Origin of the sequence: Corynebacterium sp. HMSC30G07 (genome assembly GCF_001806945.1) — a bacterium.
Taxonomy (GTDB): domain Bacteria; phylum Actinomycetota; class Actinomycetes; order Mycobacteriales; family Mycobacteriaceae; genus Corynebacterium; species Corynebacterium riegelii.
On the sequence record NZ_KV786473.1, the window covers coordinates 260,219 to 277,077 of the forward strand.

At 59.9% G+C, this 16,859-nt stretch carries 19 protein-coding genes and 2 pseudogenes; 10 read left to right on the forward strand and 11 right to left on the reverse strand.

Features of this window, described 5'->3' with window-relative positions; translation table 11 throughout:
- Positions 1-79, forward strand: a pseudogene (locus HMPREF3104_RS12790) (aminoacyl-tRNA hydrolase); the annotation flags it as partial.
- A gap of 54 nt (positions 80-133) precedes the next feature.
- On the opposite strand, the gene HMPREF3104_RS09455 reads toward HMPREF3104_RS12790, so the two are convergent.
- Together HMPREF3104_RS09455 and HMPREF3104_RS09460 are read right to left on the reverse strand one after the other, a co-directional pair.
- Positions 134-394 carry a HigA family addiction module antitoxin gene (locus HMPREF3104_RS09455; protein ID WP_070495680.1) on the reverse strand — a complete coding sequence of 87 codons (261 nt, stop codon included), beginning with the start codon at positions 392-394 and terminating at the stop codon, positions 134-136.
- Positions 395-428: 34 nt separating this feature from the next.
- Positions 429-710 (reverse strand): type II toxin-antitoxin system RelE/ParE family toxin, encoded by a 282-nt coding sequence (locus HMPREF3104_RS09460; protein WP_005290974.1) that lies wholly within the window; start codon positions 708-710, stop codon positions 429-431.
- Positions 711-1,114: 404 nt separating this feature from the next.
- On the opposite strand from HMPREF3104_RS09460, the gene HMPREF3104_RS12975 reads away from it, so the two are divergent.
- Positions 1,115-1,468, forward strand: a complete 354-nt coding sequence (locus HMPREF3104_RS12975; RefSeq protein WP_016423158.1) for a type IIL restriction-modification enzyme MmeI — start codon at positions 1,115-1,117, stop codon at positions 1,466-1,468.
- Positions 1,469-1,538: 70 nt separating this feature from the next.
- On the opposite strand, the gene erm is transcribed toward HMPREF3104_RS12975, so the two are convergent.
- Both erm and HMPREF3104_RS09475 read right to left on the reverse strand, forming a co-directional pair.
- Positions 1,539-2,393 carry a 23S ribosomal RNA methyltransferase Erm gene (erm, locus tag HMPREF3104_RS09470; RefSeq protein WP_049172293.1) on the reverse strand — a complete coding sequence of 285 codons (855 nt, stop codon included), beginning with the start codon at positions 2,391-2,393 and terminating at the stop codon, positions 1,539-1,541.
- A gap of 349 nt (positions 2,394-2,742) precedes the next feature.
- Positions 2,743-2,976 (reverse strand): recombinase family protein, encoded by a 234-nt coding sequence (locus HMPREF3104_RS09475; protein ID WP_224784272.1) that lies wholly within the window; start codon positions 2,974-2,976, stop codon positions 2,743-2,745.
- Positions 2,977-3,122: 146 nt separating this feature from the next.
- Here HMPREF3104_RS09475 and HMPREF3104_RS12795 point away from each other — a divergent pair.
- Positions 3,123-3,245, forward strand: a pseudogene (locus tag HMPREF3104_RS12795) (IS3 family transposase); the annotation flags it as partial.
- 133 nt (positions 3,246-3,378) lie between these two features.
- Here the strand turns inward: HMPREF3104_RS12795 and HMPREF3104_RS09480 are convergent.
- From HMPREF3104_RS09480 to ychF, 4 genes are all read right to left on the reverse strand, one after another.
- Positions 3,379-4,113: an ATP-binding cassette domain-containing protein gene (locus HMPREF3104_RS09480; protein WP_016456434.1), complete on the reverse strand. Its 735-nt coding sequence runs from the start codon at positions 4,111-4,113 to the stop codon at positions 3,379-3,381.
- Positions 4,100-5,884, reverse strand: coding sequence for a hypothetical protein (locus tag HMPREF3104_RS09485; protein WP_231376317.1), 1,785 nt, complete (start codon positions 5,882-5,884; stop codon positions 4,100-4,102). The genes HMPREF3104_RS09480 and HMPREF3104_RS09485 overlap by 14 nt, the downstream gene beginning before the upstream one ends.
- A gap of 227 nt (positions 5,885-6,111) precedes the next feature.
- Positions 6,112-6,468, reverse strand: coding sequence for a recombinase family protein (locus HMPREF3104_RS12800; RefSeq protein WP_232305794.1), 357 nt, complete (start codon positions 6,466-6,468; stop codon positions 6,112-6,114).
- Between the two features lie 66 nt (positions 6,469-6,534).
- A complete protein-coding gene (ychF, locus tag HMPREF3104_RS09495) occupies positions 6,535-7,623 on the reverse strand; it encodes a redox-regulated ATPase YchF (protein WP_070495401.1) in 1,089 nt (362 codons plus the stop codon).
- 65 nt (positions 7,624-7,688) lie between these two features.
- Between ychF and HMPREF3104_RS09500 the strand changes: the two genes are divergently transcribed.
- Both HMPREF3104_RS09500 and HMPREF3104_RS09505 read left to right on the forward strand, forming a co-directional pair.
- The gene (locus HMPREF3104_RS09500) at positions 7,689-9,077 is read left to right on the forward strand and encodes an AI-2E family transporter (protein ID WP_371441054.1); all 1,389 of its coding nucleotides are present in this window, start codon (positions 7,689-7,691) and stop codon (positions 9,075-9,077) included.
- A gap of 11 nt (positions 9,078-9,088) precedes the next feature.
- Positions 9,089-9,730, forward strand: coding sequence for a DUF6542 domain-containing protein (locus HMPREF3104_RS09505; protein WP_070495403.1), 642 nt, complete (start codon positions 9,089-9,091; stop codon positions 9,728-9,730).
- A 9-nt stretch (positions 9,731-9,739) separates the two neighbouring features.
- Here HMPREF3104_RS09505 and HMPREF3104_RS09510 read toward each other — a convergent pair whose 3' ends face one another.
- Positions 9,740-10,690: a 4-hydroxy-3-methylbut-2-enyl diphosphate reductase gene (locus HMPREF3104_RS09510; RefSeq protein ID WP_070495405.1), complete on the reverse strand. Its 951-nt coding sequence runs from the start codon at positions 10,688-10,690 to the stop codon at positions 9,740-9,742.
- A 109-nt stretch (positions 10,691-10,799) separates the two neighbouring features.
- On the opposite strand from HMPREF3104_RS09510, the gene xseA reads away from it, so the two are divergent.
- Positions 10,800-12,059 (forward strand): exodeoxyribonuclease VII large subunit, encoded by a 1,260-nt coding sequence (gene xseA, locus HMPREF3104_RS09515; RefSeq protein ID WP_070495407.1) that lies wholly within the window; start codon positions 10,800-10,802, stop codon positions 12,057-12,059.
- Between the two features lie 57 nt (positions 12,060-12,116).
- Positions 12,117-12,374 carry an exodeoxyribonuclease VII small subunit gene (locus tag HMPREF3104_RS09520; protein WP_052204907.1) on the forward strand — a complete coding sequence of 86 codons (258 nt, stop codon included), beginning with the start codon at positions 12,117-12,119 and terminating at the stop codon, positions 12,372-12,374.
- Here the strand turns inward: HMPREF3104_RS09520 and HMPREF3104_RS09525 are convergent, their stop codons facing one another.
- Positions 12,375-12,941, reverse strand: a complete 567-nt coding sequence (locus tag HMPREF3104_RS09525; protein WP_083279064.1) for a DUF4245 domain-containing protein — start codon at positions 12,939-12,941, stop codon at positions 12,375-12,377.
- Positions 12,942-13,085: 144 nt separating this feature from the next.
- Here HMPREF3104_RS09525 and glpX point away from each other — a divergent pair, with 144 nt between their 5' ends.
- On the forward strand, positions 13,086-14,099 hold the full coding sequence (glpX, locus tag HMPREF3104_RS09530) for a class II fructose-bisphosphatase (RefSeq protein WP_070495410.1): 1,014 nt from the start codon (positions 13,086-13,088) through the stop codon (positions 14,097-14,099).
- 20 nt (positions 14,100-14,119) lie between these two features.
- Here the strand turns inward: glpX and HMPREF3104_RS09535 are convergent, their stop codons facing one another.
- A complete protein-coding gene (locus tag HMPREF3104_RS09535; RefSeq protein ID WP_083279050.1) occupies positions 14,120-14,821 on the reverse strand; it encodes a CPBP family intramembrane glutamic endopeptidase in 702 nt (233 codons plus the stop codon).
- A gap of 113 nt (positions 14,822-14,934) precedes the next feature.
- Between HMPREF3104_RS09535 and HMPREF3104_RS09540 the strand changes: the two genes are divergently transcribed.
- Both HMPREF3104_RS09540 and HMPREF3104_RS09545 read left to right on the forward strand, forming a co-directional pair.
- The gene (locus HMPREF3104_RS09540; RefSeq protein ID WP_070495418.1) at positions 14,935-16,335 is read left to right on the forward strand and encodes a class II fumarate hydratase; all 1,401 of its coding nucleotides are present in this window, start codon (positions 14,935-14,937) and stop codon (positions 16,333-16,335) included.
- A 13-nt stretch (positions 16,336-16,348) separates the two neighbouring features.
- The gene (locus HMPREF3104_RS09545; protein ID WP_070495421.1) at positions 16,349-16,849 is read left to right on the forward strand and encodes a hypothetical protein; all 501 of its coding nucleotides are present in this window, start codon (positions 16,349-16,351) and stop codon (positions 16,847-16,849) included.
- The last annotated feature ends 10 nt before the right edge of the window (positions 16,850-16,859 follow it).

The following is a 16,859-nucleotide window of genomic DNA, read 5'->3' on the forward strand; positions in this document are numbered from 1 at the left end:
CTCGGTGCGGCGCCGTCTCGAAGCGAAGAAGCGGTGCTCGGAACTCAAGTCCACGCGACGGCGGCCCCAAATTCCCTAGTTCGAACCATCCGCGTGCATATCCTCACGCTGACGGACCTGGTTCGGTTAACCGCTACGCTGAGACAGCTTGGACCGGTTGAATCCGCTCGATTTCCGAGAGGATCTTGTCTTCCGCCACGTCCAAGTCATATTGAGCCTGTAACCCGAGCCAGAACTGGGGGCTCATTCCGAAGAACTTAGCCAAGCGAAGAGCAGTGTCCGCGGTTACAGCTCGCTTTCCGTGAACAATTTCGTTGATCCGGCGGGGCGGAACGCCGATGGAGACGGCGAGCTTGTGCTGGGTGATCCCCATTTCCTTGAGAAAGTCCTCCATGAGGATCTCACCGGGGTGAACCGGAGGGAGCTTGTCAGTGGTAGTCAACGATCTCAACCTCCTCTGGCCCCGCGGCGGACCACCGAAAACAGATCCGCCACTGGTCGTTGATTCGAATGCTGAACTGACCCCGCCGATCACCTTTCAATGCCTCGAGCCGGTTTCCCGGGGGAATCCGTAACTCATCAAGAGTCTGCGCGTACCCAAGCTGGCGAAGCTTGCGCAGCGCTACTGAGTGAATGCGGGAATCGATCGAGCGAACCCGCTCTCGATTCCACAGACGCTCAGTGTCCTTGTCAGCGAACGACTGGATCATGCTTCACCCTATCCCCCATAACGCGAAGCGTCAATAACGCTACACGTTAAATTTGAACTCCACGGAGTGTCGTCGATAAATAACTATTCGATGCGCAAAGTACAACGAAATACCGCTAGAAACAGACAACATATGGGGGTGCACAGAAACACATATAGGTTCTGCGGAAAACCTATAGGGTGCGTCGCTAAGAACCGCTGTGCGCGAAAAACATAAAGGGTTTACGGACCCGGTCCCAGACCCCTCAATACTCTGAGCCGGAAGAATGGAAAGTGGAAGGTTGATGTATCCCCACTATTTATTTTTTCCGTTTTTCGGAGTACATCGGGAGCTACAACTGCGGACCAGCTCTGTGTGAACTAGATGAGAAGGCGCAGCAGCGAATCATCGACGCTGGACAGTTGGTGCTGCGGGCACGCGAGCGGCACCCCCAGCGGTCACTCGCGGAGCACTACAACCCGTTATCGATGGACCCAATTCTGCTCAAGGCTCACAACAACTTGGACCGGGAAGTCGATAAGGCTTTCGATGTGGCACGCAAACTCACCAACGAGCGCCAGCGCCAGGAGCTACTGTTCGCCAGCTACGGGGAGTTGGCGAGGGGCTATGTCTCCTCGCTTTCATCAAAATCGAAACCACCAGCAGGGTCGTTCCCCGTGCGGGTGATTTTGATCGGTCCCGCTGCTGGGTGTAGAACCCTGTCGCTGGCAACGCCGGGAACTATGACTGTGCCCGACGAGAACACGTCACTGCCATAACGCGGCTCACGGTAGACGAACATGGGTCGTTCACTACTACTGGTGGATTTCGGTTTTGGTGGTGGGGGGATTACCGCCGCCGGCCTCGATTTTTCCGTTGAGGAGGGCGTTGACTACTTCCCGATTGTGAAATGGGCCGATGGCGCGGTGAAGAGGAACCAGTCACCTGGAAGAGATCGATCCAGTCGCTGGTGTGCAATCTGGGAGGTAGGGTTGCGGGGTCGATTCCTCGCGAGCGCAACCATGATTGTGTCTCTGAACGTGATGAAAACAACCCTGCCCTTCGGAGAATTTCCCCTATCCCGCGTCCCCGGGCGGTGAAAACGGTGTGCACCATCGCCTGAAAGGCTTTGCGTTGCTCTATCGGGATCTTCGGGTCACCCACCCGGCGGATCACTAAGATCCCCCCGTCAACGTTTGGCTGTGGCCGGAAAGCAAACCTTGGTACTCGGGAACCAAGGTGAAACGTGAACCATGGGGACCACTGAGCTGTCATCATCGTGCTTGCACCTACCCCGGCCCGGCGGCGAGCGACTTCCCACTGCATGAGGAGTACAGCGTCAGTCCATGCCGGCGCATGCAACAACTTTCGAAGAATGGCAGTGGTGAGGTGAAAGGGAATGTTTCCCACAATGACGCAGGGAGTGGCGGGTAACGGGAAGTTGAGGAAATCATCATGGACCACTTCGACCGACGCCGAGGCGGTCTTTTTTGTGAGTTTGGCAGCTAGTTTTGCGTCTACCTCAACTGCCGTTATTGCCCTCCCCAAGTGGGATATCGGGTGGGTGAGGGCACCGCTTCCTGGCCCGATCTCAATGATGGGGCCGGAGGTTTGTTTTACAAGATCGACGATGGAGTTGATGATCTTGTGGTCTGTGAGAAAATTTTGGCCATGTTCGTGACGGCCGTATCCGTATGTAGACATCAGGTGTGCTCCGTGGAGTTGAAACGGAGCCGGGCATGGCAAATGGCCGCCCGGCTAAAGGACCGGAGCGGTTTCTAACCTGCGGGAGGGAGAAAACCGCCTTAGCGGCTGGTGAGCGGCCGCATGAAAACGGAACCTGAAATCAACATGGGCCTATCGTATCCAATTAATTTCGCAGGGTCCAATACGGTGAGAAAGAAGACAACCGCACCGCAACAGTGCAAGACCTCTCTGGATTGGAATTTGTCCTACCTTCGGCTCGTCGTACAGACGCCACTGGCGTATTTTGTCTCTGGGCAACGAGGGGGAGTTACCCCCACCTCCGGATGTTTTTAAGGTGCACCCCTTATTACGCTGTGGTGCGGGAGTAGTTTTGTCCGACTGATCGGACTACCCACCGACGTGGGGCGGGTAGTTCGAGGTCCCAGCAGATGATCGCGTCGATTTCGCCGCGTTCAAAGGATGCCACCATGGCGTCGTAGTCGGGGCGAGCCACATTCTTCTTTGACGCGGAAATGGACTGATCGACGTAGTTATGTCCTATGTCCAACGTCCAAGCCACGCTGCTTTGCAATGGCTTCACAGTCCTGACGCTGCCGGTCGATGGTGAGGCCATCCACGTCAGCGTCTCGCGAGATACGAAGGTAAATAGGAGCGCGTGTTGCCAAACGCTTTTAATAAAGCCCTTAGCTAACATTGAACTTAAAACCCGACCACTTCGACATCAGTCGCCAAGAAGTCTTCCGGTGGTGCATGCGCTACAACACCCGCAGACAGCACTCCTGGTGCAACTTTCTAGCCCCCAATGACTTCGAAGCACTCACATCAGCTACGCTGACCCAAGCAGCATAGCTAACCCCCGACGTGTCTACTTTCCGGGGGTCAGGCCCGTGCTCGACAACCCCAGCGGACTCAACGCCCACGCCAGCGTCGCGGACCATGCGGCCGGGTACCGGAAGGTGGCCAAGGCCGCGGGCATCGCGATTTAATCCCGCGCAGAGCCGGAGACTGTGACCTGGCGATCATTGATGCGCAAGGTGCTGTCAGCGGCAGCAATAACTGCGGCATCGTGCGTGGCGGCCAGAACGAGTGCGCCCCCGTCCGCAGCTCGCCGCAGGAGCGCGATAACTTGGTCGCGGTTAGTGGGGTCGAGGGAGGCGGTCGGCTCGTCAGCGAACACATAAGCCGCGCCGCGGAGCAGGGCTCGGGCGATCGCCAGCCGCTGCTGCTCGCCTCCGCTGAGAATAGCTGCCGGCCCGTCGAAGGGGACATCAAGACCGACTTCGCCGAGGGAGTGCAGCAATTCTTCTTTGGAGTATTGCTTCCTGGATAGCCCGAGGGTGAGGTTATCTTCGCAGCTTAGTTCGGGAATGATTCCGTGGTCTTGGTGGATTATCGCTGCGCGTTCTCGCCAGAACCTCCGCCTCCGCTTCATCCTCCACGCGGAGGCATTCTCACCGTCTATCCGGAGGAGGCCGTCCGCCGGCGGCAGGAGCCCGGCCAAGGTGTTGAGCAGCAAAGTCTTTCCGGAACCGCTGGCTCCACAGATGGCGACAAAGCCTGGCCCGGGTAGGGAAAACGTTGCATTTTCCACGAGGGACTTCTTCACCATCCGCGTGCTGCGCCCCACAGAAAAAGTCGACTCCGCGGCGAGACAGAGATGAGAGGTGGAAATCTCCGGCGGCAGAGTGGGGGACTGATTGGGGCTAGCCAATGACATTGTGACTCCTAGGGGAGGCGGACATGTGCTGAGAAATACTGAGACGGACAAAACCGAGGTAGACGATTAAGACAAGGCAGCTTAGCGCGGTGAAGGTGTAGAGGAACGGGTTGGGAAGCAGTAGCGGAGCCAGGACGGACAATATGACGACAACTGTCAGGCTGACCAGTTGGCTTTTGAATAGTCGCCACATCGTTTTGTCCGGTGATTGCCCAGCGCTGTGGAGGAGTACCAGGAGGCGACGGTGAACTCGGAGCTGGATGCGCGCCTGGACTATCAAGGCCGCAAGCGTGGCGAGCAAAGCTCCGAGGGCGCTCAGGATACTCAGCCAGAACAGCGCCGTGCTGGCTACTAGTTCGGCCAGACCGCGATCGGCGGCGCGTACCGGGTAGACGTAGCCTTCGAGGCCGGCAGCGGTAAGTTCTGGACCCAGTTCCGAGAAATCCGCGAAGAGCAAATTTTCACTCGAAGCTGTGGAGCTTAGGAAGTCTGCGTCGAAGCCGGATAGATCGTCCGTTTCAAGCACGTAAAAACAATCGCCGGGAACCAGTTCCCCCGACATTGTTCCACTAATGAATCCGACCGCATGATCGGCACTGACCGGACCAATTTGCGCAGATTTAAGGAGCAGGTCGCCGGATTCCTGAGCCCACAGATCCACGGAAGCTGCGAAATGCTCTTGGGCTGCGGAATAGTCGACCGAGTGGTTGTCGTCTCCGGGACGGAACTGATAATCCTGCAGATCGTGCCATTGGCGGTTGGCAAGTGCCACGGGGCAGGAGTCCGGCACACCGGTACCTTCTTTCGGCAAAGTATGGCTGAGGACAGCCCCGTGCTCCCGTTCCCAGCTGAGCGCGAAGTCGCGGAAGTTCTGCTGCAGACTGGGCGGCAAGAGCTCGCCTCCTTCCACGCGGCCAGCAGGGCCGTCGAAGTTGGCTGAAAAATGCAAGGCTCCAAACTCCGCGAGAGATTTCCAGGTCTGCTGGGCCTCGGATTCCTGCTGGTAGGAGCGGAGCGCAGCCGCTGAGCTAAGACCCGCTGCTACAAAGGTCACGCAGGTAAAGACCGAAATTACTTTCAGCGCTTTTCCCGCCGCCTTCTCTGCGGGGGCACGCTGCCCCAGCAGCGCTACTGCGCGGCGCAACAATGGGGCGGTGACGGCTACGGCCAAACCGGTGGTAGCCAGGGCCAAGCCTATCCCGGCGGCGTAGAACCTGAGGAACAGGAGGGCAAAAGAATAGCTCCCTTGGCGGGCGAGGAATGTACTCGCAAGGCCAATGAGAACTAGGTGCGGGAGGATGACAAAGGTCCATTGCCGCCAATTGCCTTTTTGACTGCGGTGCCCTCCATTTATTGTGCGCAGCGCTGCCAATCTAAGACCGGAAACCCGAAGAACAAATACCAGGGCAAAAAGGGAAACGACAAATAGAAACAGGATCGCCACCAACGCGGGCAGGCGGAATACGACCGATTGGATGAGGTGAAGGAACTGCGTCTTTTCGCTTAGCCTGAGCCCGTCATTCCTGGCCGATTCGTAGAAGTGGTTCGCATTGCCACCCGTTGCTTTGGGAACCAAGACGTAGTCACCGTGGTAATCCAGCGACCCAAGCTCACTGGCCGCTTGGCTCAAGGCATCCGGCCGGTTGAGCCGGGGAATGCGTTCCGGTGCTGGATAATTTTCCTCCAGCGGGATGAAAACCTCGTGGGAAGTCCCGCTTGCGTCATCGGTGCCAGTCAGCCGGTAGATGGAGTAGCCGTTCTGCTCGGCCAATGAAACCAGTGAGTTACGGATTACCGTCGGTGCGTAGTCTGACTCAAGTTCCTCCGCGAGTGAAGTCTTAGGCTCGACGTAGTCAAGACTAAAGGTTGATTCGACCCCTAAGGACAAGGGCTTGGTGGAGTCAACCAGGGCTGTCAGCAGCCACCCAGTAGTCGCGATGACTGCAGCAAGAAGTAGGCTCAAAAGCCCAAGTACTAGGGGTCGAATACGCATGAGTTCTAGCAGAAGTCGTAGTAGTAGCTGTCCTTAGTGCCCGGCAAATTCGTTGCCCAAAGCTCGGCGATCGACTTCTGGCCGCCGCGGGTGTCGATGCTTCGTTGCGTTCTGTCGTTGACGATCACAGTCGAAGTATGGCACCGATTCACGGTGAAATAAGAACGCGCCTTAGCGTCCCAGAATCCGTCGATCTCGCCGCGCTCAAAGGACGCCACCATCGCGTCGTAGTCGGGACGGTCCACGTCCTTCTTCGACGCGGAGATCGATTGATCGACGTAGGTATGCACGACGTCCCAGCCGCGTTGCTCGGCGAGGGCTTCGCAGTCCTGACGCTGCCGGTCGATGGCGAGGCCGTCCATGGCAGCATCTAACGAGATACGGAGGTAAATAGCAGCACGTGTAGTCATACGCTATTCATAGCGCATTTAGGTTACATTGAAACGAAACTCCACCACGTCGCCGTCGACCATGACGTAGTCCTTGCCCTCCTGGCGGACCTTGCCGGCGGCACGGGCCTCGGCCATAGAGCCCAACTCATCCAGGTCTTCAAAGCCGACGATCTCGGCCTTGATGAAGCCCTTCTCAAAGTCGGTGTGGATTACGCCTGCAGCCTTCGGCGCGGTGTCACCCTTGCGGATGGTCCATGCGCGCGCCTCCTTCGGGCCCGCCGTCAGGTAGGTCTGCAGGCCAAGGGTGTCAAAGCCGGCCTTGGCCAGCGTCTGCAAACCTGGCTCGTCTTGGCCGACGGCGGCAAGCAGTTCGGCGGCATCTTCGTCGTCAAGCTCGAGAAGCTCTGTCTCCGTCTGCGCGTCCAGGAACACAGCCTCGGCGGGTGCGACCAGGTCGCGCAGCTCCTGCTTGCGGTCCTCATCCGTGAGCACCGCCTCATCGGAGTTGAACACGTAGAGGAAGGGTTTGGCCGTCATCAGGTGCAGGTGGTGTAGAAGACCAAGGTCTACTTCCCCGCTCTTGGCAGCGGCGAAGAGCGTGCGATCGTCCTCAAGAATGGCCTGCGCCTTCTTGGCTTCCTCCACCTGCGCTGCAACGTCTTTGTCCTTACGCGCTTCCTTTTCCAGGCGCGGCAGGGCTTTCTCAATGGTCTGCAGGTCCGCCAGGATCAGCTCGGTGTTGATCACGGAGATGTCGCTTGCGGGGTCGACGTTGCCGTCAACGTGGATAACGTTCTCGTCGCTAAACGCGCGCACCACCTGGCAGATCGCGTCGGCCTCACGGATGTTGGCCAAAAACGCGTTGCCCATGCCTTCGCCCTCAGACGCGCCCTTAACAATGCCGGCGATGTCAACGAAAGACACCGTCGCAGGCAAAATGCGCTCAGACTTGAAGATCTCGGCCAAGCGCTTCAGACGCGGGTCCGGCAGCTCAACCAAGCCCACGTTCGGCTCGATCGTGGCGAAGGGGTAGTTCGCCGCCAAGACGTCGTTACGAGTCAGTGCATTAAACAGTGTGGACTTGCCAACGTTGGGCAAACCGACAATTCCAAGAGTAAGGCTCACGCTGCGCTATCCTAGCCCACTCCCACCCGCAACACCCAGAAGCCCCATCGGGCACAATAGGCATCGTGAGCACGACCACCGACACCACGAACACCACCGGCGAGACCGCGGAAACCAACACTAACAACCGTGTTGACCGCGGCGTGGTGATGAACAAATGGCTAAAAAACACCGCCATGCTCACCATTCGGCTGATTGTCATCGCGGTGTTCCTGTTTGCCCTGGGCAAGATGATCGGCACGTTCTGGGCCGGCATACTGCCAGTGATTTTGGCGCTGATCATCTGCACCGTGCTGGCACCGATTGCTACGTGGCTGCGGCGCCATAAGGTGCCCGCTGGCCTGGCAGCCATCCTGACCATGCTGGGTTTCATTGGCCTGCTTGGCGCCATTTTTAGCCTCATCGCCCCAGATATAGTCAACCACTCTCGGGTGCTGTATCTCCAAGCGTTTGAGGGCGTGCAGCGCCTCCAGCTGTGGCTGCAGGGCCCGCCTCTCAACATTGACCCGGAGAAGATCAACGAAGCCGCCAACGACATCGCCCACTGGGTACAAAACCAGGCGGGTGCGATCGCGGGCGGCGTGTTCTCCGGTATCAGCTCGGCGGCCGGCCTGGCGGTCACGCTCATGGTGATCATCGTGTTGACCTTCTTCTTCCTGAAAGACGGCCACCGTTTCCTTCCCTGGCTCCGCTCCGCCACCGGCGGCCGCAGCGGCCTGCACGCCACGGAGCTCCTCACCCGAGCTTGGATCACCCTTTCAGGTTTCATTCGTGCCCAAGCGATCGTTTCTCTTATCGACGCCACGTTTATCGGCCTCGGCATCGCCCTTCTGCAAGTGCCAATGGCGTTCACCTTGTCCGTGATCACGTTTGTCGCGGGCTTCATCCCAATCGTGGGCGCGGTGGTGGCTGGCACCCTTGCTGTGCTGGTGGCGTTGGTTTCCCTCGGGTTCACCAAGGCATTGATCGTGCTGGCGATTGTCATCGTGGTGCAACAGCTTGAGGGCAACATCCTCTCCCCCATGCTGCAGTCGCGCGCCATGGATCTGCACCCGGTGATCGTGTTGATCTCGGTGACCGTGGGCGGCGGCCTCTTCGGCCTCGTCGGCGCCTTCCTGGCCGTACCTGTCGCAGCTATGATCGCTGTCGCGTACCGCTACGTGCTGGACATGCTGCGGATCCACTCCGGTGAGCGCACCGCAGAAGAGTTGGATTTTGTCACCCCAGAAGGCCTGACCATTGCCAAGATCGCGGAGGAAGAGTCGGCTCACGAGCGCGAAGAATGGCACAAGGAACGGGATTGGTCAGCAACACCGCTCATAGATGAAGTGTCGGACCCCGCCGAACCCACCTCGAAACCACCGGGATTCAACAAGGGTTTGAACCCAAGCTTGAAAAAACTCCGTGAGCAAAGTGCGAAGCTACGTCGCCTCGGCGTGAAACGTAACCGCTAGACTTACCAACCGTGTCTTACGCGTCGAAAGAATTCGTTGGCCTGCCCACCGGCTCCGCTATCGGCATCAACTTTGCCGCGCTGCTGACGGCGGTGGCTGTGTCCACGTTCTCAGGCGGCGCCCTTTGGCCATGCGGGTTATTTTTCGCACTCTCACTCATCGCCACCACGTTGCTGGTGAACCCGCGCGGGATTTTCTTAACGGTTGCCACCGCCCCACTGCTTTTTGCCGCTGCCGCTACTGCAATTGGCGTTTTTGGCGCTGGCGACCAGTTGTCAGCAGGTGGGGCGTCTTCACGCGCGGCGCAATTACTTGTGGTGTATCCGCTTGTGCAGCTGTTTCCCTGGCTTGCTACAGTAACCGCGCTCGCTGCAGCGCTCGGGTGGGGCCGAGTACAGCTGATCAGGCGCCAAAACCAGGCGCTTGCACGCAGAGAAACCCGCCAGCGCATCCAGACCGCGGCAAGCAACCGCAAAACCACCACGCAAGGCCGACGCGCACGTGAGCGCGCCGCAGGCAAGCAGCGCACGGTGTCAGTGGATGAGTTGCTCAAGCGGGAGCGCACCGCAAAACGCTCTGCCAGCGGCTCTACTGGCGGCTCTACCAGCAGGCGGCTCTCACGCCGCCTGGGAGATGACCTGTATTCGAACTAGCTGCGAGAACTAGCTGCGCACCCGCAGGTCACGCGGCAGCGCGAACGTGATGGTCTCCACCGTGGTGGTGACCTCTTCGGCGTTTGTAAAGCCGCGCTCACCCAGGTGGGAAACTACTTCTTGGACCAGGATCTCCGGTACGGATGCGCCCGAGGTCAGGCCGACTGTGGTCACGCCTTCCAGCCACGCATCATCGATCTGGTGGGCGTAATCGACCAGGTAGGACGCCTTCGCACCTGCCTCCAGCGCAACCTCCACCAGGCGCTTGGAGTTGGAGGAGTTTTGCGAACCCACCACAATTACCAGTTCACAGCGCGGCGCGATGTTCTTCACCGCAGCCTGGCGGTTCTGGGTGGCGTAGCAAATGTCATCGCTCGGCGGGTCCTCCAGGTGCGGGAAGCGCGCTTTGAGCTTCTCTACGATCTCCAGCGTCTCGTCCACACTCAGCGTGGTTTGAGACAGCCACACCAGCGGCTGGTCCTCCGGGAAGTCTGGCAGCGCGTCAACGCCCTCGATCCCGTCCACGAGGTGGGTAACTTCCGGAGCCTCTCCGGCGGTGCCTTCCACTTCCTCGTGGCCTTCGTGTCCCACCAGCAGGATCTGGTAGCCGTCACGAGCGAAACGCTTCGCCTCGTTGTGCACCTTGGTCACCAGCGGGCAGGACGCGTCGATGGCCAGCAGGTTGCGCTGCAGCGCGGATTCACGAACCTCCGGCGACACACCGTGTGCTGAGAACACAACGTGGGCACCCTCGGGCACTTCGTCGGTTTCTTCCACGAACACGGCGCCGCGCTCCTCAAGCGTTTTCACCACGTACTTGTTGTGCACGATCTCTTTACGCACGTAAACGGGTGCGCCGTACTTTTCAAGTGCCTTCTCAACGGTTTCCACCGCACGGTCTACGCCAGCGCAGTATCCGCGCGGGGAAGCGAGAAGAATATTTTTTCCCTCATCCGACATGGAACCGACCCTACCCAAGCTACGTCTAATTACATAGAGGGCTACCGCGTACGCTTGTGGTGCCTAAGGAGCGGATTGGCCCCTGCGGGGCGGAATTGGAGGTTTTCTCGTGGCAGAGCCACATGGGGCGCAAGCGCCGAAAAGTACAGCGGAGACGCCGTGGAGCGTCTCCAAACTCAACACCAGCGTCAAGGGCTGGATTGAGCGCCTGGGCTACCTTTGGGTCGAAGGCCAGCTCACCCAGGTAAAAACCAAGCCCAACTGGAGCTATTCGTACCTCACATTGCGCGATACGCAGGCTGAGGCATCGGTGGAGCTCATCGCTGACACCAGGCTGCTTACCAGCATGAGCACCCCGCTTAACGACGGCGACCACGTCATCATCCACGGCAAACCCAACTTCTTCACGCAGCGGGGATCCTTCTCCATGAAGGTCACGGAGATTAGGCATGTGGGCGTGGGTGAGTTGTTGGCGCGTATCGAGCAGCTGCGCCACCGCCTGGCGGCCGAGGGCCTCTTTGACCCGCAGCGTAAGCGGCGGCTTCCCTACCTGCCGAACAAGGTCGGGCTGATCACCGGCCGCGGATCCGCCGCGGAGCGCGACGTGCTTTCTGTGGCGCAGGATCGTTGGCCTGCGGTGCGCTTCGAGGTGGTCAACACCGCAGTCCAAGGCCCGCGCACCGTGCCTGAGGTCATTGCGGCTCTCGAGCGCCTGGATGCGGATCCTGAGGTGGACGTGATCATCATCGCCCGCGGCGGCGGCTCCGTAGAAGACTTGCTGCCGTTTTCTGAGGAGGCGTTGCAGCGCGCCGTCGCAGCCGCACGCACCCCGGTGGTGTCCGCAATCGGCCACGAGCCGGACAATCCGGTGCTGGATAACGTCGCTGACCTACGCGCCGCCACGCCTACGGACGCCGCAAAGCGCGTCGTGCCCAGTATGGAAGAAGAGCTTGCCTTGGTTGCAGAAGCTCGTGCCCGCAGCGCTGCCGCACTGCGCGCCTGGGTGGAGCGTGAGCGCCAAGGGCTGGCCAACGTGCGCTCCCGTCCCGCCCTGGCAAACCCGATGGGCGCAATCAGCCAGCGCCGGGAAGAGGTCGCCCGCGATGTGCAGCGGATGCGCCGGGAGATCACCTATTTTGTGCAGCAACAAACGTCGGTGGTTTCTGCGTTGCGGGCCCAGGTCTCGGCGCTTGGGCCTTCGGCAACCTTGGCGCGTGGCTACTCGGTGGTCCAAATGCTGCCGCGCGACGGCTCCGGGCCCGAAGTTGTGACCTCCATCGAGCAGTCCCCTCCCGGCTCCCAGCTGCGCATCCGCGTCGGCGACGGATCCATTACCGCAGCAGCTATGGGTGTCACCCAAGCCGACTAGACAAAACCCAACCAAAACACTGAATCACTAAAACTCAGACAGCAAAGGATAAAGACAATGGCAGAGAACACTTTCGGCGCAGGCCAGGCCGGTGACAACGCGTTTCCGGACCCGCAGACCTTGAGCTACGAGCAAGCACGTGCCGAGCTTGTGGAAACGGTAAAAATCCTGGAGCTGGGTCAGATGAGCCTGGATGAGTCCCTGAAGTACTGGGAGCGTGGCGAAGCACTGGCGAAGCGTTGCGAGGTCCTCCTACACAACGCCTCCGAGCGAGTCGAGGCTGCCATCGGCAGCCGCGAGGAAGAAGAGAAATAACTACTGCAGCGGCTGCGCCTGCAATGCGGCGCGCAAAAGCTCGGTGAACTCGGCGTCCGTGCCGGCGCCGGTGAGAATGAAGCGCGCGTCGCCGGCGTCGAGGGCCCAGATGGGGCGGGTATCGGCATCGTCGCTAAGCAAGATGCGCACCTCGTGCCCGTCAACCTGCTCGGTGCGCTCCTCCGGGCGTAGCTTGCCGTCCACTGATGCAACGGCCGTGTCAAGGTCGGCACCGGTCTGCGTGAGCTGCAGGAAACCGCCGTCCTTGGTCACCCAGCCCACCACGGGCGCCGGTTGGCCGTCGATCATGGTGCGGCGCGCGGAATTAGTCACCCAGCCTTCCGGAGCGTGCGGAAAACGAACCGGGAAGTTCGTGGCGCGAGCCTCCATGCCAAGGAACGTTTCAGCATCAACTTCCTGCACCGGACCGTTTTTCGGCGTGCCCGGATTGTAGGTGCACAATCCTGTCGCGCCCACCCCCACGAGCATGAGGACGACGATGACAACGACGTTGATGAGCATGTCCCGGCCGTCTTGAAAGACGCGGGGTTTTCCTTTGTTGGCCACGCGCAACAGTATGGCACGTTCCCGCTTTGGCCTCGAATCCCCTTTTTAGGGTGTGAAAGCTCAGGCTCCATGAAGCATTTAGTGACAGAATGGAAGAGCCCATTATTTTGTCTTTGCTTTATCGCCTTGAGGAGGCTGGCCTCGATGACTGAATCACCCAACGAATACTTCCCGGACCGCAACCTTGCAATGGAACTGGTTCGCGTGACGGAGGCAGCCGCTTTGGCTTCCGGCCGCTGGGTGGGACGCGGCAAGAAGAACGAAGGCGACGGCGCCGCAGTGGACGCGATGCGCAAGATGATCAACTCCGTAAACATGGACGGCGTCATTGTTATTGGCGAGGGCGAGAAGGACGAAGCCCCAATGCTGTACAACGGCGAGCAGGTTGGCAACGGCCTGGGCGCATCGGTTGACCTGGCCGTGGACCCGGTTGACGGCACTCGCCTGATGGCAGAGGGCCGCCCGAACGCCATCTCTGTGATCGCCGCTGCCGACCGTGGCTCCATGTTCAACCCGCAGGACGCGTTCTACATGAGCAAGATCGCCGTCGGCCCGGAAGCTGCCGGCAAGATCGACATCACTGCCCCGGTCAGTCACAACATTGAGGTGGTTGCGAAGGCCAAGGGCGTCCGCCCACATGAGGTGACGGTGGTTGTTTTGGATCGCCCGCGCCACGATCAGCTTGTGCGTGATATCCGCGCGGCCGGCGCCAAGGTTCGCTACATCATGGACGGCGACGTGGCTGGCGCCATCGCTGCCGCACAAGACACCAACTCCATCGATATGGCAATGGGTATCGGTGGCACCCCTGAGGGCGTCATCACCGCATGTGCGCTGAAGTGCCTGGGCGGTGAGATCCAGGGCATGCTCGCTCCGCAGTCCGACGAAGAGCGCGAGCGCGTCCTAGCCGCTGGCCACGACCTGGATCGCGTGCTGGGCATCAACGACCTGGTTACTTCCGACAACTGCTACTTTGCAGCAACCGGCGTGACCAACGGCGACATGCTCCGCGGCGTGTCCTACCGCAAGAACGGTGCGACTACGCGCTCGCTGGTCATGCGTTCCAAGTCCGGCACCGTGCGCTACGTCGAGTCCCTGCACCAGCTGGCCAAGCTGCAGGAGTACTCCGTGGTGGACTACTCCGAGCCGAAGCAGTAGGCCGAAGCAGTAAGCCTCACTTACAGCAGCGCTATAAACGCTGCGAACGTTGCCGCGCTGGCCAGCAAGTTGTTAGCCGCGTGCACAATGAAGCTGGCGGTGATGTTGCCGTGGAACCGCGCCACCAGCGCTAGTCCGATGCCCAGGAAAAAAGTGTAGAGGATTACTACTGGCGCAATGTGTACGGCGCCGAAAATGGCGGAGGTGAGCAGGACGCTCACCACCGCCGACATTCGGGTGTCAAAGTAGCCCATGAGTACGCGACGGAACACAACCTCCTCAATCAACGGCCCTACCAGTAGGTATGCGATCAAGAGAAGCAGGACGGGGGCGGCCTGTTTCGCATCCGAAGCCAGCACGCCCGTTGCCGATTCTTTATCGGGGGCAAGCCCTATAAGCGTGCCAACGATTGCGCTCAAAGTCGCCGCGGCAACAACCACCGCCGGCGTCTGCCACAGCAGGTGCCAACCCCGGCGCCCCAGTTTTGTAAAACCAAGCCCAAGCCCAGCACCCCGCATGTAGCGAAACAGCACAAACATGGGCACAGCCATGGCTATCACAAGGATGACTGGGATCAGCGCTGTGGCCGTCGAACGTGACACCCCCAAACGCGCCAGAAGCAGCCCTTGTCCGATCAAAAGGGCGTACATAGACGCCATGGCTGCCAACGCCACAAGTACACCCCTCAATGCGGGGGCGTTTTGTGTGCGCAAATCTGGCATTGTCCCTCCTCATTTTTGTTATCTGGGGCATAATCGATCAGTGGACAGGCACGAGTGCACGATAACGCTAGTGCACGTGCACGGCGTGCATGGGAAAGAAGTAAAGGACAATCATGGCTGATCAGGAATACCGCATCGAACATGACACGATGGGCGAGGTCAAGGTGCCCGTCGATGCTCTCTGGCGCGCACAGACCCAGCGTGCTGTGGAGAACTTCCCTATCTCCGGCCGCGGCCTTGAGGCTCAGCAGATTCGTGCGCTTGGCCTTTTGAAGGCTGCATGTGCTCAGGTGAACAAGGACCTGGGCAACCTGGATGCTGAGAAGGCTGACGCAATTATCGCTGCCGCGAAGGAGATTGCGGACGGCAAGCACGACGACCAGTTCCCGATCGACGTGTTCCAGACCGGCTCCGGTACCTCCTCCAACATGAACACCAACGAGGTTATCGCCTCTATTGCAAAGGCCAATGGCGTTGAGGTACACCCGAATGACCACGTGAACATGGGCCAGTCTTCGAACGACACCTTCCCAACCGCAACCCACGTGGCTGCTACCGAAACGGCGGTCAATGACCTCATCCCGGGCCTGAAGATGCTGCACGAGTCCCTGGATAAGAAGGCCAAGGAGTGGCACGAGGTTGTGAAGTCGGGCCGCACCCACTTGATGGATGCCACCCCGGTCACCTTGGGTCAGGAGTTCTCTGGCTATGCACGCCAGATCGAGCTGGGCATCGAGCGTGTTGAGGCGACCCTGCACCGCCTGGGTGAGCTGGCTATCGGCGGCACCGCTGTGGGCACCGGCATCAACACTCCGGCTGAGTTCGGCGGCAAGGTTACTGAGGAGCTTGTGAAGCTCACCGGGGTCGAGCAGCTCTCTGAGGCGAAGAACCACTTCGAGGCGCAGGCCAACCGTGACGCGCTGGTGGAGTTCTCCGGCGCGATGCGTTCCGTGGCGGTCTCCTTCTACAAGATCGCCAACGACATCCGCCTGATGGGCTCCGGCCCGCTGGCTGGTTTCGCCGAGATCCACCTGCCGGATCTGCAGCCAGGCTCCTCCATCATGCCGGGCAAGGTCAACCCGGTGCTGTGTGAGACCGCAACCCAGGTTTCCGCACAGGTCATTGGTAACGACGCTGCTGTCGCCTTCGGCGGCACCCAGGGCCAGTTTGAGCTCAATGTGTTCATCCCGATGATGGCTCGCAACGTGCTGGAGTCTTCCCGCCTGCTGGCAAACACGGCACGTCAGTTTGCTACCAAACTTGTGGACGGCATTGAGCCGAACGAGGAGCGCATGCGCACCCTGGCTGAGTCTTCCCCGTCTATCGTGACTCCGCTGAACTCCGCGATTGGTTACGAAAACGCTGCGAAGATTGCTAAGCACGCAGTTAAGGAGGGCATCACCATCCGCCAGGCCACGATCGATCTTGGCTTTGTGGACGGCGAGAAGCTCACCGAGGAAGAGCTGGACAAGCGCCTCAACGTGCTGTCCATGGCAAACACTGACCGCAACTAGTGTCAGCTAGCTAGTGGCAGATTCATTTTCTGAACTCCGCGACGCCGGCGGCTCCAACAAACCTTGGATTGCCGCCGGCGTCTCGGCGCTTGCTGTCGCCCTGATTCTGGTTGCGCTTGCTGGTGCGTGGTGGTCGGCGAACCCTCGCCCCGAGCCCACCTCCGCTGTCCCGGAGACGGTGACGGTGACCGCGCAGCCGCAACTTGCGCAAGACCCGGAAGCTCCGACCGGCACGTTCACGGGCACCCTGAATAGCCTTGAGGAAAACGCGAAGGTGCAGGCGTGGCCTGCGGTGGCCACGTTTGGTGGCGGCACTGCGTCGGTGACCTATCCCCTGACGGGCTGCACGGCACTGATCGGCGAAGACGGCCAGTCGACCCCGCTGACCAAGGGCTGCAACAACGGCCAGGGCCGCTGGGACGTTGATCAGATCGCGCCAGGCGTAATCAAACTGACCTACTCGGAGAGCAACACTGCCCTGGTAGAAGGCGAGCTTTCAGCGGGCTTGCCTTAGTTTGCACGGG